The following is a 15,181-nucleotide window of genomic DNA, read 5'->3' as shown; positions in this document are numbered from 1 at the left end:
TCTGCTCCAGAGTGTTCCCTATTGTTCCTTTCCCTCAAATGACGCTCTCAGTCGGTGGCGTCATATTCCTGTCAAGTTATCACGAACAGAGTCTCTTTCTTTGCATTTTTTATACTGTCTCTAAAAAGATGCTCTTATGTTAGCACATGTTTTTTTTCTTTGCAAGACATTTTTTCAACTTTTTTATGTTCTTTTTTGTTCTTTTCCTTTCTTTCAATCTTCTCTTAGACAATTCCTCTCAAAGCTGGCTGCGGATTACTGTTGAGTTTCAAGAATGCCTCGGCATTCTTGCTGCGAGGTGTGAGTCATCTTCCAGTTGATATAATACACAAGTGCATCAATAAACTGCGCGCTTCCAGGACATTTCTTCGCACCAAATCCCATAATCTCCACCATATATTCCCGGTTGTTCTGCCACCCCACTTCTACAACCTTCCGGATTGCCCGCTCTACTTTTCTTGGCGATTCGTCATAGATCTGCCCAATAACAGGATAAATATCAGCCATAATGCACAACGGCTCTCTCATGTACTGATTCGCCAGTCTGACCGCCACTGGTAAATATGTATACCCTTTATATTTTGGCGTAATATTGCATTTCGATAAAACTTGTAGTGTTGCATTCTCCATGTTACGTCCCCCCTGATTCTGTAGTTGATTTAAAAAAATGCACTTGCTATAATACTTACATAAAGTATTATAGCCAACTACTAAGCTAATTACTTAACCGAAATTTACGACTTTTTTTCAACATCATTTTATAAATGGTCAGTTTTTTGTCCATTATTCCAGCAAACAAAAAAAAGGGAAATCGAGACAAATATGACGAAAAATGTATTATTGGACTGTTTTGTCCAGAATTTGGAAAAGGAACGTTTAAATCTTGGAATGACACAGGCCGAATTTGCATCCAAACTGGAAATTTCAGTGTCTACTTACAAAAATATCATTTCTCGGAGGACTGACAAAATTGATATCATGATTGCCATGCAAATCTACAAAATGACAGGGCATTTTCTTTATGAGTTATTTGGAAATGATAATCCGGAAATGGAATGTCTGAAAAAGTTTCGTCTGCTAAATAATCGCCAGAAGGCATACATCAGTGGCAAGATTGATTTCCAACTGGAAATGATGAGTCACGAGCAGGATTCAGAAAATATGCTGGATGTTCTTGTACTGACCGGCAACATGGAAGATGGTATGGTACTGGATTCTGCGAATGAAGAACGTATCTACTGTCCGGAATATATTAAGAAATATGGTGAACGCCTGCATTGTGGCATTCGCATTACTTCCAACCACCTTAATCCTGTGTATGTCATAAATGATATCCTGGGAATTTCAAAGAAACCTCCGCGTGACGGTGACACCTGTATCCTGATCCACAAGCCGACCGGCCGCGCATTTATCCGCAAGATGCAACAGGGAAATCCTTGTCATCTGCTCCCGATCAACGGTTATGGCGATATTATCACAGTTGACCCGAACAATCATACCGATATGGTACAATGGTTAAAATTCGGAGTCGTGATTGCAGTCCTGCGACGCTAACTAATTTCAATTGATTGTTTTTTTTAGCAAAAGCGCCACACAGATTCAAGGCTTTCTTTCGTCACCTGTCTGTGTGGCATTTTTATTATTTTAAGAGGTCGTATTCCTATCTATGTATTTATTTTCCGTCTTGGAGTACACAATCTTCTGCGCTTTATAAAGGCTCTGATATCCAGACAGCAGATAGCTGGCTGCTATTACGGTACAGAAATACGGCATTCCTGCAAATCCAAACAGCTCAAATGCAATCAGAAGGGAGCTGATCGGACTGTTTGTCACAGCACAGAACACGCCTACCATGCCACACGCTGCACAGATATCTACCGGCAAGCCAAATATCGGTGCCAGTGCGGAGCCGAATGTCGCCCCAATAAACAGTGACGGGACTATCTCACCGCCTTTAAAACCTGAACAAAGTGTGATACATGTAAATAATATTTTCAACAGAAATACCCACAATTTCTGCGGTTCTGCAAAACTCTGCGCAATCGTACCTCCACCAAGCCCCAGGTAGGTATCTGTTCCCGTAATCTTCCACAAAAGAACGACTGTCACACCTCCAACAAACACTCGAAGGTACGGATTCTGAAACCATTTTTTCAACTGCTTTTCAAAAATATGTAACATCACGCAAAACAGCGCTCCGGCAAATGCAAAACAGATTGCCAAAAGAATCGCTTTTCCCCACGCGATTCCATAAAAATTCGGAACTTCTTCTACGGGATACGGCGCAGTCAGTGTCCGAACTCCCATAAAGATTGAAATCCGCTCTCCGATAAATGCGGAGAACACGCACGGAACGAGCGCTGCATAATACATAATCCCGACGCTGATAACCTCCATCGGGAACAATGCTGCTGCCATCGGCGTTCCAAATAGTGCTGCAAAAGCTGCGCTCATACCCGCCAGCGTCATAATACGTTTATCACTCTCATTCAAATGTATCTTACGTCCTAGCCAGTTTCCGAGGCTTGCCCCAAACTGAAGTGCCGCACCTTCCCGGCCGGCAGAACCTCCAAACAAATGCGTCAAAGCTGTCGCAATCAAAATCAATGGTGCCACTCTTCCCGGCATCGTATTCTGATCTGACCGTACTACCATAAGCACCATATCTGTTCCGGCATTCTTCTCTTGCCCCGTAACATGATAAAGAAAAACAATCATGAGACCTGCAAAAGGCAGCAGATATACCATCCACATATGCCCCATACGAAAGTCCGTTGCCCACGTGATCAGATTCGCAAATGCACTGGCGATGACACCGATCACACCGCCAATCACAATCGATAATAGAATCCATTTCACCAGACTCCCTAACAATATTCTCCACGCATGAAACATATGCATGAGCTCCTTCTTCACCTTCTCCATTTCCATCTCACTTCCTCTATTCCTGTATTGTTAAAATTATAAACGCACGGATTCAAAACTTGGCTATATGCAAATTTGAATTGCACCTATAATAACCAGTTTTTTATCCGTGCGCCTTATAAATACCTCACCTTATGAGCCTGACGGAATATATGGTCTGAGTGCCCCGGCAACATTACTGATTGGCATTGTCTGAAGCCATACCCTTCCCGGTCCTGTAATCACGGTATTAAACAGCCCTTCGCCTCCAAAAAGCATATTCTTCACGCCCGGCACAGTCTGAATATCCATCTGACAACTGGCTGTCATTGCTGCAAGATGTCCCGTATCAATCACAATCTGCTGTCCCGGCTGCAGTTCATATTCCACTACATGTCCGTCAAATTCCGCAAATGCAACTCCCTGTCCACTGACTTTCTGAAGAACAAATCCTTCTCCTCCAAATAATCCGGAAGCCACTTTCTTATGGAAATGTACAGACAACTGTACTCCCGCTTCACTTGCCAGAAATGCACTCTTCTGGAAGATCATTTCCTGCCCCGGTCTGATGTTAAATGCACGAATCGATCCTGGAAAGCAAGAAGCAAATGCGATCATTCCGTTGCCTCCCTGTGCAGTGTAAATATTCTGGAACATCTTCTCTCCTGAGAACATTCTTCCTACAGCTTTCCCAATCCCTCCATTGGTCGTTGTCTCCATCTTCATGTTCGGAGACATCCAGGACATACCGCCTCCTTCCGTAATCATCCGCTCACCCGCTTCAAGCTGGCAGATCACAACCGGAAGAGTATCTCCCTGAATCTGATACCTCATATTTGTCATCCTCCTTTATATGGGATTTTATATAAGTGCCATTCGGTCTAACTGACACATATATTTGTCAATACGTATCTGGTCTGCCGCTGAAATCTGCTTACCAGAAAAATAATATGTAACCCGATCAGTTTTTGAAAATTCCTCTGCATCATTAGCCCCATTCTTCACACTGATCGTATCACACTCTTTTTCCATTCTACGGATTAATTCCCGAAGTGCTCCTTCATTTCCATCTACAAATTCTATCTTATTCGGGAAAATCTCCTGATAGCTCTCTTTGAAATAATTAAAATGCGTACAGCCAAGGACAAATGCTTTATATTCCTCTAATGGATAATCCTTCAGCGCCTCCTTAAGATACGGCACAACCTGATCCTGATCAAATATTTCCTGCTCTGCAAATCTAACCAGCTTTGGGAGCGCAACCAGATCTACCATATCACGCTTATCCACCCGGTCCACCAAGTGATGAAGCTTGTCTCCTTGAATTGTGATTGGTGTTGCTGCCACCAGGATTCTTCCCGGTCTGTCAGCATATTCTTCTACTGCTTTTTTCACTGCCGGTTCCATGCCCACAATCGGCAGTGGAAACTGACTTCTGTATTCTTTTGTGGCCACACTCGTAGCTGTATTGCAGGCAATCACAATCGCATCTACCTGCTTCTTTATCATAAATGCTATAATTTCGTCAATATATCCCCGGACTTGCTCTCTTGTTTTTTCCCCATATGGGACGTGCTCCTCGTCCGCATAATAGAGAAAATCTGCTTCTGGTATCATGCGAAGTGCACGGTGCAGAACAGACAACCCACCCATGCCCGAGTCAAAAATACCTATTTTCATGATGTCACTCCTAGAACAATGAATGTGCCTTGGCACAATCAAGCTGTTCTTTCATTATAGCACAGAATTAAGTTGTCTCAAAGAATATTTAATTGCCACTGCAAAACGTAGCATAGAAAATATTTAAACTACAACTTTGCAAAAAAGAAAAGCCACAAAACTAACCATATATCAGCTTTGCGACCAATCATAGTCGGAGTGACAAGATTTGAACTTGCGACCTCTACGTCCCGAACGTAGCGCTCTACCAAGCTGAGCCACACTCCGATACATTCTTTAATTAAGTAACCGGATACTCATTCAAGTATCCGGCGCCCCTGCCAAGGAACTACGGATAGAGGACTCGAACCTCTACTAACAGAGTCAGAGTCTGCTGTGCTGCCATTACACCAATCCGCATTAGTGTGATGTTCTGCGTTATCAGCGAACAAATATTATTATACTTAATTCTGAAAAAAAGTCAATACCCTTTTTTTTATTTTTTCGCAATTTTTCACCAAATTTATATCTCTCATTTTCTAGCTGATATATTAGAAAATCTGCATCTATTGTGTGAAAGTAAAAAGTGTCAATATTTACTCTTTCAACCTCTACGTCCCGAACGCAGCGCCCGTATACGCAAAATGCTGAGTATCTCTTACGAAATACTCAGCATCAATAACTACGGATAGAGGACTCGAACCTCTACTAACAGAGTCAGAGTCTGCTGTGCTGCCATTACACCAATCCGCATTAGTGTGACTTACTCTGCTGTTTTATTTGTCCAGCAAATATTAATTATACACATATTCAAGAGAATGTCAATAGATTTTTTGCATTTTCACCAGACATTTTTCAAATCGCTGATGGGGGCGTAGCATTTTAACAAAATGCTACGTCCCCATCTACAATTTTACTACAATTTACATTTCTTTGATTCTCTTGATTGCTGCTACTGTGTTTTCGTATGTTCCAAATGCTGTCAGGCGGAAATATCCTTCTCCGCTTGGTCCGAATCCTGAACCTGGTGTTCCGACTACGTTTGCTTTTTCAAGCAGATAATCGAAGAAATCCCAGGATGTCATTCCTTTTGGTACTTCTAACCAGATATATGGTGCATTCACGCCGCCGGATACGTTATATCCTGCGTCTTTCAGTCCTTGTTTGATTGTTTTTGCATTGTTCATGTAATAAGCGACCTGATCTTTTAACTGAGCCTTTCCTGCTTCACTGTATACCGCTTCCCCTGCACGTTGTACGATGTAAGGTGCTCCGTTGTATTTTGTTCCATGACGTCTTGCCCACAGGGAATGAAGCATCACGTCTCCGGATTTCAGATCTTTTGGAATAACGGTTGCTCCAAGACGTACTCCTGTAAATCCTGCATTCTTAGAGAAGCTTCGAAGCTCTATTGCGCATGTTCTTGCTCCTTCGCACTCGTAAATGGTGTGTGGTACGTCTGACTCGGAGATATATGCTTCATATGCAGAGTCGTAGATGATGACTGCTCCGACTCTATTAGCGTAATCTACCCACTCCTGAAGCTGTGCTTTTGTGATTGTGGATCCTGTCGGGTTATTCGGGAAACACAGATAAATGATGTCCGGTGTCTCTTCCGGCAATGCCGGTGCAAAGTTTGTTTCTTTTGTACAAGGCATGTAGATCACATTGCTCCATGTCTCTGTCTTTGCATCGTAAGTTCCGGTACGTCCTGCCATTACATTTGTATCAACGTACACAGGGTAAACCGGGTCACACACTGCAATCTTACTGTCTGCCGCAAAAATTTCCTGAATATTTCCCGAATCACATTTTGCACCATCAGAAATAAAGATTTCGTCTGCCTGAATGTCGCAGCCTTTATCTTGATAATCGTTCTTTGCCATGGCGCTTCTTAAAAATTCGTATCCAAGATCTGGTGCATATCCGTGAAATGTCTCGGCATGGCCCATCTCATCAACAGCCTTGTGCATGGCCTCGATGATTGCTGGTGCAAGTGGCTGTGTTACATCACCGATTCCAAGGCGGATGATCTGCTTCTCCGGATTAGCTGCCTGATATGCAGATACTTTCTTTCCAATCGTTGAAAAAAGGTAACTTCCTGGTAATTTCAGATAATTTTCGTTTACTTTGAACATCTTTCTAGTCTCCTTTATTTATTCATTATGTGATATCTTCTTACAGTTCTATCTCCCCGTCAAATACAACGGTCGCCGGACCTGTCATATAGACATGATTATCTTCTTCATTCCATTCAATCTGAAGATTTCCTCCCAGAAGACGGATTTCTACTTCTCGCTCTGTATATCCGTTTAAAATGCTCGCGACTGCTACAGCACATGCTCCGGTTCCACATGCAAGTGTCTCGCCGGATCCTCTCTCCCACACACGCATTTCCACGGTCTTTCTGTCGATAACTCTTGCGAATTCTGTATTAATCCGCTGTGGAAATCTCTCATGGTTCTCGAACTTCGGTCCGATTTTTTCAATGTCAAGTCCCTGTACATCATCAATGTAGACAACATCGTGAGGATTTCCCATTGATACACCAGTCATATGATACTCTTTCCCATCTACTTTAATCTGAGCATTTAATACCCTATCAGTTTCATCAGAATACCCTTTCATTATAATCGGAATTTTCTCCGGGTCAAGCTCCGGTTCTCCCATATCAACACGTACCAGTGCAACTTTTCCATCTTTCACCGTCAAATCCAGATATTTAATTCCTCCAAGTGTCTCCACGGAAATGTGTGTCTTATCAGTCAGTCCGTAATCATAGACATACTTTGCGACAGAACGGATTCCATTTCCACACATTTCTCCTCTGGAACCATCTGCATTATACATCTCCATTTCAAAATCAGCCACCTTAGACGGATTGATCATGATCAGACCGTCTGACCCGATTCCGAAATGTCTGTCACTGACAATCTTTGCCACCTCAGGTGGATTGTCGATTTTTTCTTTGAAACAATTTACATAAACGTAATCGTTCCCCAGACCTTGCATTTTTGTGAATTTCATTTTTATTATTTCTCCCATCTTTATTCATTCATAATGCTAAGTACCATCTCCGCTGTCTCTACGATATTCGTTCCGCTGTCCATACTGTTCTTCTGAAGATACCGGTGTGCCTCTTCTTCTGTCATATTATTTCGCGCCATCAGCAATTCTTTTGCTTTTCGGATCAATGCTTCCTGTTCAGGAGTCCTGCTCTTAATCGTTTTCTTACGTTTTCTGCGCCGCCGGTCCATATTTTGAAGCATCATCTGAAGGGTATTCATAAGATCATACGCTTTGATCGGCATAGTCAGTCCCATGACACCACTTGCCAGCCCTTCTTCCCATTTCCCTTGTGACGCAATCAAAAGCATCTCAAAGCGATCCGGCAAATATTCTCTTAATTCTGAATACATCATATCTTTTAGTTTGTATCCACACACGATAATTCCTTCATCAACAGAATCTGCGTAGTTCATCGCCTGTGCTCCTGTCGTGCACACTCCAGTAACATTAAACCCTGCACGCACTAACAGATTTCGGATATTGGTCGCATTATCCTTGTTCGGAAATACAACTATAATACCTACCAATTTGCCACCTCCTGCTGTGTATCGCTGCTAAAACCGACCTTCTGTCCGCTTTTAGCAGCTTCCTGAATCTTTTCTTCTCCCTGATAAGAAATATTTCACACAACAGCAGGCTTAGATTCGATGTAAATATTTATTAAACTCCCATTCTGTGACCTGGGTTACATATTCCTCGTATTCCTTTTTCTTAGCTTGTGTATACTTCTGCACCAGATCATTTCCAAGCACATTTTTAATATACTCGTCTTTTTCAAATTCCTGACACGCTTCCATCAGATTCATTGGAAGCCTTTCTACTCCTGCCTCTTTGAGTTCTTCCTCGCTCATCTCAAATAAGTTGCGGTCGATGCTGTCCGGTGGCATGATCTTACTACGGATACCGTCCAGTCCTGCTGCCAGACATACTGCCAGTGCCAGATAAGGGTTTGCTGCAGTATCCGGACTACGAAGTTCGATTCTGACGTTCCCCCCACGGTCTGCCGGAATTCGGATAAGTGGCGTCCGATTCTTTCTGGACCATGCGATATGCACCGGTGCCTCAAATCCCGGCACAAACCGTTTATAAGAATTTACAATAGGATTCGTGATAAATGTCATGGCTTTAATGTGCTTCATCAAACCGCCAATAAAATAGTATGCCTCTTTACTCATACCATTCGGGTCATTCTTGTCATTGAATACATTTTCCCCCGCTTCATTATGAAGGGACATATTCATATGCATACCAGAGCCATTTTCATTGTACTTCGGTTTCGGCATAAATGTAGCATGAAGCCCGTGACGCTTGGCAATAGTCTTTACGACTAGTTTAAATGTCATAATATTATCCGCAGTTAAAAGTGCCTCATCATATTTAAAATCCACTTCATGCTGTGCCGGTGCAAATTCATGGTGAGATTCTTCTACTTCAAATCCCATATCCTCCAGTGTCAGAACAATATCACGCCTTGCATTTTCTCCTAAATCTAACGGTCCCAGATCAAAATAGCTTGCCTTCTCATGAGAAAATGTAGTCGGAAGTCCGTCTTCGTCCGTATGGAATAAGAAGAACTCACACTCTGGTCCCACGTCAAATGTATACCCCATCTCTTTTGCTTCGGCAATCACTTTCTTTAACACATATCTTGGATCACTTTCAAACATACTGCCGTCCGCTTTCTGTACATCACAGAGCAGCCTTGCTACTTTCCCCTGCTGCGGTCTCCACGGAAAGATTTCAAATGTATTCAGATCCGGGCGAAGATACATATCCGAATCTTCCATTCTCGCAAAACCTTCAATGGCAGAACCATCGAACATGCACTCATTATCCAACGCCTTCTCAAGCTGGCTGCTGGTGATTGCTACATTTTTCAAAGTTCCATACATATCTGTGAACTGAAGACGAATGAAACCAACGTCCTCCTCTTCAACCATCCTCAAAATATCCTCGCGTGTGTAATTGTTCATAAAAAACCTCCCGCTTGTATTATTTTTTACTATCTGAATCTATAAAAGCCAGATGCTCCGTGCTTTGCACTCCCGCATCTGCTACCACATTCACAATCCGGACTTTCGCCCTTCTTGTTCATGCAGCTCAGATTATCTAATAGATATCCTGTAATGCATGTAAACATGCCTACAAGCTATCTATTGATAATACTTTTATAGCAAAAAGGGCGCTCTCATACAAGGATGAAAACGCCGTTGTCTCACATGTTTATGATTATAAAAAGAAAATGATGCTTTGTCAATCCTGACAATTGATTAATAGTGTATATTTCAAATAGAACTCAATTGCAAAGTTAAATCCTATGAGCAAATATATATCTGCATAAAAAATGAAGACCTCCTGTCCAACACAGAAAATCCTCATTTGTTTAAGTTACCTCATAAAATATGTCCAAATTTTCAGGCACATATCACTCTGATCCGGCATCAATATTTCTTACTTTTTATTCTACTCTTCGTCATCTAACCAGTAATCATCTGCAAATTCATTATAATTATTTCCATTGTTATTACCAAAAGAAATTCCTTTTTTAATTGGAGAAATTAAAAATCCATAAATCACTCCTAAAAGAACACAACAAAGCATAATCAGAACTTTCTCTTCACCTGACCATTCACGGTCAAAAACTTCCTTCACCTTATCTAAAAAATCACGCATACCGCTACCTCCTGTTCTTCGTACTCACGCACAAAATATTCTAAATCAAGTATACACACAAACTCTTTCAAGCGCAAGTTATCTATTCTGCCGATCTAAGAATATCGGTTTCGAACCGTCATCTATTCCAAAACTATTTCCATCAACTCTTATATATACGCTTCCTATCTTAGCTTTTATATACGGAATAATATCTTTATCATAATTACAAATTGTATTAACGGCAAATATATGATGATTATTCGAGTCATTCATATATTCCTCGTCTTCATTACCAGCCAAAAATCTCCAACCACTATCCGGTCTTCCTTCTTCTGGCTTCTCTCTATACATATAGCCAACCTTAAATCCTTCTTTTGTAATTTTATCCGATACTACACAGCCATCTCCATTGGGCTCATTCCAATCAACCAGTTTTTCTACCTTTATTTTAATAAAATCGGCTTTTTTCTTATTAAGATTAAAAAGTTCCATGATTATAAATTCCTTCGAATATTTCTTATAATCCTACCATACTCTGATCTTTTTGTACAGTTCTTATATTTCCAATTCCATATTCAGCAATTGTCGCAAAATTTGCGATAGTTGACTCATAATGGTTGTCGCATTTTTTGCACCTACCAGTTTTCGCTTACGTACCACTACCAGCGGAGGGTAGCGCGAGCGTGCCTTGGGTGAAGGATTTTTTGTTTTTAATAAATACTCTATATCCGATGAATACCACTCTGAATCTCATCTGCCCATCTTTGTAGTTCTTCGGATTTTCCTCCGAAGAGCTTGAGCAGTGTTCCTGTCGGGTTCTCGGTTCCTGCGAATGCATTTGCCTCGTCTGTATCTACGTGCATTGCAAGTGCGAACTGCGGACTGACGCGAACGATGACATCTGCGAATATCAGTGCCCGTTCAAAGCTCTGTGTAATGACAAATACAGAGTCGTTATCTTTTACATTTAACTGATATGCCTGTACCGGTGTCATGTGTATATGGCGTTTTGCCACAATCACACCGTGGTCTAATTCCACGCTTCCACACGGTCCCACCAGTGTACATCCAGGTGTCCCTGCAGTGTCTCCGGACTGACGTATCATTCCTGGAATTCCCAGTTTTCTGGAATCTGTCATAGAGATTTCCACCTGAGTCTCCCCACGGAAAGGTCCAAGAACTGCAACCCTATCGAATGCTCCTTTTGGTCCGCGGACCTCCAGACGCTCTTCACAGGCAAACTGTCCCGGCTGGCTGAGCTCTGACTTAAATGTCAGCTCTTTTCCTTCTCCGAATAATATTTCAAAATCTTCCCGGCACAGATGAATGTGCCTTGCACTTGTCTCGATTGGTATTGCAAGTCCCATGCCTTTACCTCATTTCCCTAATTCTTAAATCTTACTATATTCTTGCTGTGAGATGCACATCATGCAATGCATAGCATATTCTTCTGTGCATCTCTACAAGCTTAACCCGAATCTTTCATTTCTTACTATTTACAGATTCAAAATAAATCTGTCTCTTATCTTGAACATCTGAACAGAAGGTCTTCCCATCTTCTGTCTACTTCCTTCTGGAATGCCTCAAGAAGGTCTTCGTTACCTTTCTTGAATAAATGTTTGAATCTTCCCTGTGGTCTTAAGAAGTCCTCGATTGGAAGTTTCTTCTTTGGCTCATAGTTCAGAATCCATTTTCCTTCTACGACCTCGAACAGCGGCCAGTAACATGTCTCTACACCAAGTTTACAGATTTCCATAATGTCTGGTGTGTTGTATCTCCATCCACGCGGGCATGGTGCCATAATGTTTAGGAATGCTGCACCCGGTGTATAGATGGCTTTTTCGGATTTGATGTGCAGATCTTTAAAGTTCTGTACAAATGTAGTCTGTGCAACGTACGGAATATCGTGTGCCGCAATTACAGATGCCAGATCTTTTCTGTTCTGCGGTTTACCATTGCTCTCGCTTCCAACTGGTGTTGTTGTTGTATCTGCATACATTGGTGTTGCAGAAGAACGCTGGATACCCGTGTTCATATAAGCTCCGTTATCGTAGCACACATATACAAGGTCCTGATTACGCTCCATTGCCCCGGATAATGACTGAAGTCCGATATCGTATGTACCGCCGTCTCCACCAAATGTAATGAATTTGTAATTTGTATCCTGTAATTTTCCTTTTCTCTTTAACGCTTTGTAAGCGCCTTCAACACCGCTGAGTGTTGCCCCTGCATTTTCAAATGCATTGTGAATGTAGCTGTCTTCCCATGCTGTGTATGGATATGTAAATGTAGAAACTTCCAGACATCCTGTTGCATTTCCGATGACTGCTTTGTCTCCTTCATGAAGACCACGAAGGACATTTCTTACTGCGATTGTTCCGCCGCATCCGGCGCACATTCTGTGTCCAGGAGCAAGACGCTCTGGTTTGTTCATTGTCTCTTTAAAATTATAACTCATCTTCTTCGCGCCTCCTTATTCTCTGATTCCCATGTAACGATACATTTCTCCGGCATCACCATCTGCAATGACCTGTTTCAGTGTTTCGTATATATTTTCCATATCTTCGACACGCACATCACGTCCACCAAGTCCATATACATAGTTAATTGCGAGTGCCTGGCTTCTTGCACGGAATAATGCAGACATCACATCTGCTCCAAGTGGGCCACCGTGATTTGTATAACTCTCTGCACGGTCCATGATCGCGATTGCCTTGACATTTTTCAATGCTTCTGCAATCTCATCAGCCGGGAATGGACGGAACAGACGAATCTTAATCAGTCCGACTTTCTCTCCCTGCTCGCGAAGTCTGTCTACTGCATCTTTTGTTGTTCCTGCTGCGGAACCAATGATAACAACTGCACGTTCAGCATCTTCCATACGATACTCCTCGAAAAGTCCGTATTTTCTGCCGGAAAGCTTCTCAAAATCCTCAGCCACTTCTTTTACGACACGGCTGACATTTCTTGTTCCTTCTGCCTGGTTACGCTTTGCTTCCATATAATAATCTGTAATAGAGTAAGGGCCGACTGCCATCGGGCACTCTGGATTCAGAAGATAATCTTCCGGCTCATACTCACCAACAAAATTCTTGACGTCTGCATCTTCCAGAAGTTCAATATTCTCTACGGCGTGACTTGTGATAAATCCATCCTGACAGATCATGATTGGAAGGCGTACATCTTTATGCTCGGAAATGCGGAAAGCCTGAACCATGTTGTCATAAGCTTCCTGATTATTCTCTGCGTAAATCTGGATCCAGCCTGCATCTCTTGCTCCCATACTATCAGAATGATCACAGTTGATATTGATCGGACCGGACAGTGCTCGGTTTACAAGTGCAAGTGCAAGCGGAAGTCTGTTAGAAGCTGCAATGTAAAGTTCCTCCCACATATAAGCAAGTCCACAAGAAGAAGTTGCTGTAAGGCTTCGTGCTCCTGCAGCGGATGCTCCGATTGCTGCTGACATAGAACTATGCTCACTCTCGACTGGGATAAATTCTGTATCCACCTGTCCATTTGCTACAAATGAAGCGAAATACTGTGGAATCTCCGTAGATGGTGTAATTGGGAATGCCGGAAATACGTCCGGATTAATCTGTCTTAAAGCGATTGCTATTGCTTCATTTCCTGATAAACGATCTCTTTTTCCTGCCATCTTATTTCACTCCTTCCATCGTAATTGCACCGAACGGACATGCTTTTACACAAATACCGCATCCTTTGCAATGGTCATAATCAAATGCGCCTCTTTTCATATCCTTAACCGGGATACAACTGTCTGGACAGACAGGTACACATAACAGGCACTGTTTACATTTGTCTTCAATAAATTCCGGCTTTACGCTTGTCCACTCACCGGTGTGGAAATCCTTTGAAGTTCCTGCTCCGGCAACGATCATTCCTTCTGTCAGATCCTGCCATTTTGTCTTAACTCCTAATTTGCTGATATCTGTAGCCATTATTTTACCTCCTTCAGTGCCATCTCAAGAGCCTTCATGTTACCATCAATAACCTCTGGCTTGCTGGCGAATTTATGTTTGAAAGAAGCTTTCATCTCTCTTAAAAATGTCTCTTCGTCCATGATATTTGCAACTTTTACAATTGCTGCAAGAAGTGGTGTATTCGGAAAATATCTTCCCATAGCTTCCATAGATACTTTATGTGCATCAATTGTATAAAGTTTTCCTTCGTATCCTTTCAGATGTGGAATAATCTCTTCTTTCGGGCGGGCTGTATTTACAAGGATCGCCCCCTCTTTTTTCAGTCCTGCTGTTACATCTACAGTCTCAAGAAGTGACTCGTCTACAACAACTACGAACTCTGGATCATAAATGTTAGAATGTACACGGATTACCTCATCGCTGATTCTGTTGTACGCTGTGATCGGCGCACCCATACGCTCCGGACCATACTCCGGAAATCCTTGTACGTATTTTCCTGTCTTAAATGCAACATCAGCTAACAGTAATGCTGCTGTCTTGGCACCCTGACCGCCACGGCCATGCCATCTGATCTCTGTGTGATTACTCATGCATCTTCTCCTTTCTCTTGTTGTGTATAAGTATGATGCCTACAGATTACTCCACGCTTTAACTCTTCTACATCTATGCTTCTATTAGTGCAAAGCTTGTGTCACTGGCATCATATATACAAAAAGTCCGCCCCTGAAATAGGGACGGACATATTATCAGTTCCGCAACCACCCTGTTCTTCTAAAACAAGTGATATTCACTACGTACAATCATACGTGATTTCTATAACGGGAAATCCCCGTGAAAACTTACCTGATGTGATTCTTTCAGCTTTCCTTCTCAGAGATGATTTTCAAAATAAGCCTCCCACTGTCTTTCAGCACCGACAGCTCTCTGTAGGGAAATCTCTTATCTCTACT

Annotated in this window: 16 protein-coding genes, 3 tRNA genes and 1 other annotated feature (1 of these 20 only partly in view); of the genes, 1 reads left to right on the top strand and 18 read right to left on the bottom strand. The window is 42.2% G+C overall.

Features of this window, described 5'->3' with window-relative positions; all coding sequences use genetic code 11:
* Positions 1-255: 255 nt before the first annotated feature.
* A complete protein-coding gene (locus LI149_RS06500; RefSeq protein ID WP_173786214.1) occupies positions 256-630 on the bottom strand; it encodes a sporulation initiation factor Spo0A C-terminal domain-containing protein in 375 nt (124 codons plus the stop codon).
* A 231-nt stretch (positions 631-861) separates the two neighbouring features.
* On the opposite strand from LI149_RS06500, the gene LI149_RS06495 reads away from it, so the two are divergent.
* Positions 862-1,554 carry a helix-turn-helix transcriptional regulator gene (locus LI149_RS06495; protein WP_227143103.1) on the top strand — a complete coding sequence of 231 codons (693 nt, stop codon included), beginning with the start codon at positions 862-864 and terminating at the stop codon, positions 1,552-1,554.
* Positions 1,555-1,644: 90 nt separating this feature from the next.
* Here the strand turns inward: LI149_RS06495 and LI149_RS06490 are convergent, their stop codons facing one another.
* The 17 genes from LI149_RS06490 to LI149_RS06410 all read right to left on the bottom strand — a co-directional run bounded on the left by LI149_RS06490 (position 1,645) and on the right by LI149_RS06410 (position 14,821).
* Entirely contained in the window at positions 1,645-2,931 is a 1,287-nt protein-coding gene (locus tag LI149_RS06490) for a chloride channel protein (protein ID WP_173786212.1), read from the bottom strand.
* A 126-nt stretch (positions 2,932-3,057) separates the two neighbouring features.
* Positions 3,058-3,738, bottom strand: a complete 681-nt coding sequence (locus LI149_RS06485; protein WP_040015240.1) for a TIGR00266 family protein — start codon at positions 3,736-3,738, stop codon at positions 3,058-3,060.
* Positions 3,739-3,765: 27 nt separating this feature from the next.
* Entirely contained in the window at positions 3,766-4,584 is an 819-nt protein-coding gene (murI, locus tag LI149_RS06480) for a glutamate racemase (RefSeq protein ID WP_005330595.1), read from the bottom strand.
* A 193-nt stretch (positions 4,585-4,777) separates the two neighbouring features.
* Positions 4,778-4,851, bottom strand: a tRNA-Pro gene (locus LI149_RS06475).
* Between the two features lie 61 nt (positions 4,852-4,912).
* Positions 4,913-4,983: transfer RNA gene (locus LI149_RS06470), tRNA-Gln, on the bottom strand.
* Between the two features lie 262 nt (positions 4,984-5,245).
* Positions 5,246-5,316, bottom strand: a tRNA-Gln gene (locus tag LI149_RS06465).
* Positions 5,317-5,486: 170 nt separating this feature from the next.
* Positions 5,487-6,701 carry an LL-diaminopimelate aminotransferase gene (locus LI149_RS06460; protein ID WP_173786373.1) on the bottom strand — a complete coding sequence of 405 codons (1,215 nt, stop codon included), beginning with the start codon at positions 6,699-6,701 and terminating at the stop codon, positions 5,487-5,489.
* A 40-nt stretch (positions 6,702-6,741) separates the two neighbouring features.
* Positions 6,742-7,590 (bottom strand): diaminopimelate epimerase, encoded by an 849-nt coding sequence (gene dapF / locus LI149_RS06455; RefSeq protein ID WP_227143102.1) that lies wholly within the window; start codon positions 7,588-7,590, stop codon positions 6,742-6,744.
* Between the two features lie 20 nt (positions 7,591-7,610).
* Entirely contained in the window at positions 7,611-8,159 is a 549-nt protein-coding gene (locus tag LI149_RS06450) for an ANTAR domain-containing response regulator (RefSeq protein WP_227143101.1), read from the bottom strand.
* Between the two features lie 111 nt (positions 8,160-8,270).
* Positions 8,271-9,605, bottom strand: a complete 1,335-nt coding sequence (locus tag LI149_RS06445; RefSeq protein ID WP_227143100.1) for a glutamine synthetase family protein — start codon at positions 9,603-9,605, stop codon at positions 8,271-8,273.
* Between the two features lie 490 nt (positions 9,606-10,095).
* On the bottom strand, positions 10,096-10,305 hold the full coding sequence (locus LI149_RS06440; RefSeq protein ID WP_118427560.1) for a hypothetical protein: 210 nt from the start codon (positions 10,303-10,305) through the stop codon (positions 10,096-10,098).
* Between the two features lie 78 nt (positions 10,306-10,383).
* The gene (locus tag LI149_RS06435) at positions 10,384-10,779 is read right to left on the bottom strand and encodes a DUF2185 domain-containing protein (protein WP_168933438.1); all 396 of its coding nucleotides are present in this window, start codon (positions 10,777-10,779) and stop codon (positions 10,384-10,386) included.
* A 230-nt stretch (positions 10,780-11,009) separates the two neighbouring features.
* Positions 11,010-11,654: a phosphate propanoyltransferase gene (pduL, locus tag LI149_RS06430; RefSeq protein WP_173786369.1), complete on the bottom strand. Its 645-nt coding sequence runs from the start codon at positions 11,652-11,654 to the stop codon at positions 11,010-11,012.
* A 155-nt stretch (positions 11,655-11,809) separates the two neighbouring features.
* Positions 11,810-12,745 (bottom strand): thiamine pyrophosphate-dependent enzyme, encoded by a 936-nt coding sequence (locus tag LI149_RS06425; protein ID WP_005330572.1) that lies wholly within the window; start codon positions 12,743-12,745, stop codon positions 11,810-11,812.
* 15 nt (positions 12,746-12,760) lie between these two features.
* Positions 12,761-13,945, bottom strand: coding sequence for a pyruvate ferredoxin oxidoreductase (gene porA / locus LI149_RS06420; protein WP_173786368.1), 1,185 nt, complete (start codon positions 13,943-13,945; stop codon positions 12,761-12,763).
* 1 nt (position 13,946) lies between these two features.
* Positions 13,947-14,249: a 4Fe-4S binding protein gene (locus tag LI149_RS06415; RefSeq protein ID WP_005330565.1), complete on the bottom strand. Its 303-nt coding sequence runs from the start codon at positions 14,247-14,249 to the stop codon at positions 13,947-13,949.
* Positions 14,249-14,821 (bottom strand): 2-oxoacid:acceptor oxidoreductase family protein, encoded by a 573-nt coding sequence (locus LI149_RS06410; RefSeq protein WP_118447822.1) that lies wholly within the window; start codon positions 14,819-14,821, stop codon positions 14,249-14,251. The genes LI149_RS06415 and LI149_RS06410 overlap by 1 nt, the downstream gene beginning before the upstream one ends.
* 137 nt (positions 14,822-14,958) lie before the next feature.
* Positions 14,959-15,181 (bottom strand) — a binding site (T-box leader); it runs 21 nt beyond the window's last position.

The sequence above is a fragment of the Dorea sp. 210702-DFI.3.17 genome, from assembly GCF_020560825.1.
Classification (GTDB): domain Bacteria; phylum Bacillota; class Clostridia; order Lachnospirales; family Lachnospiraceae; genus Dorea; species Dorea formicigenerans.
The sequence above is the reverse complement of the archived record's forward strand: the minus strand, read 5'-3'. Positions and strand labels throughout refer to the sequence as shown.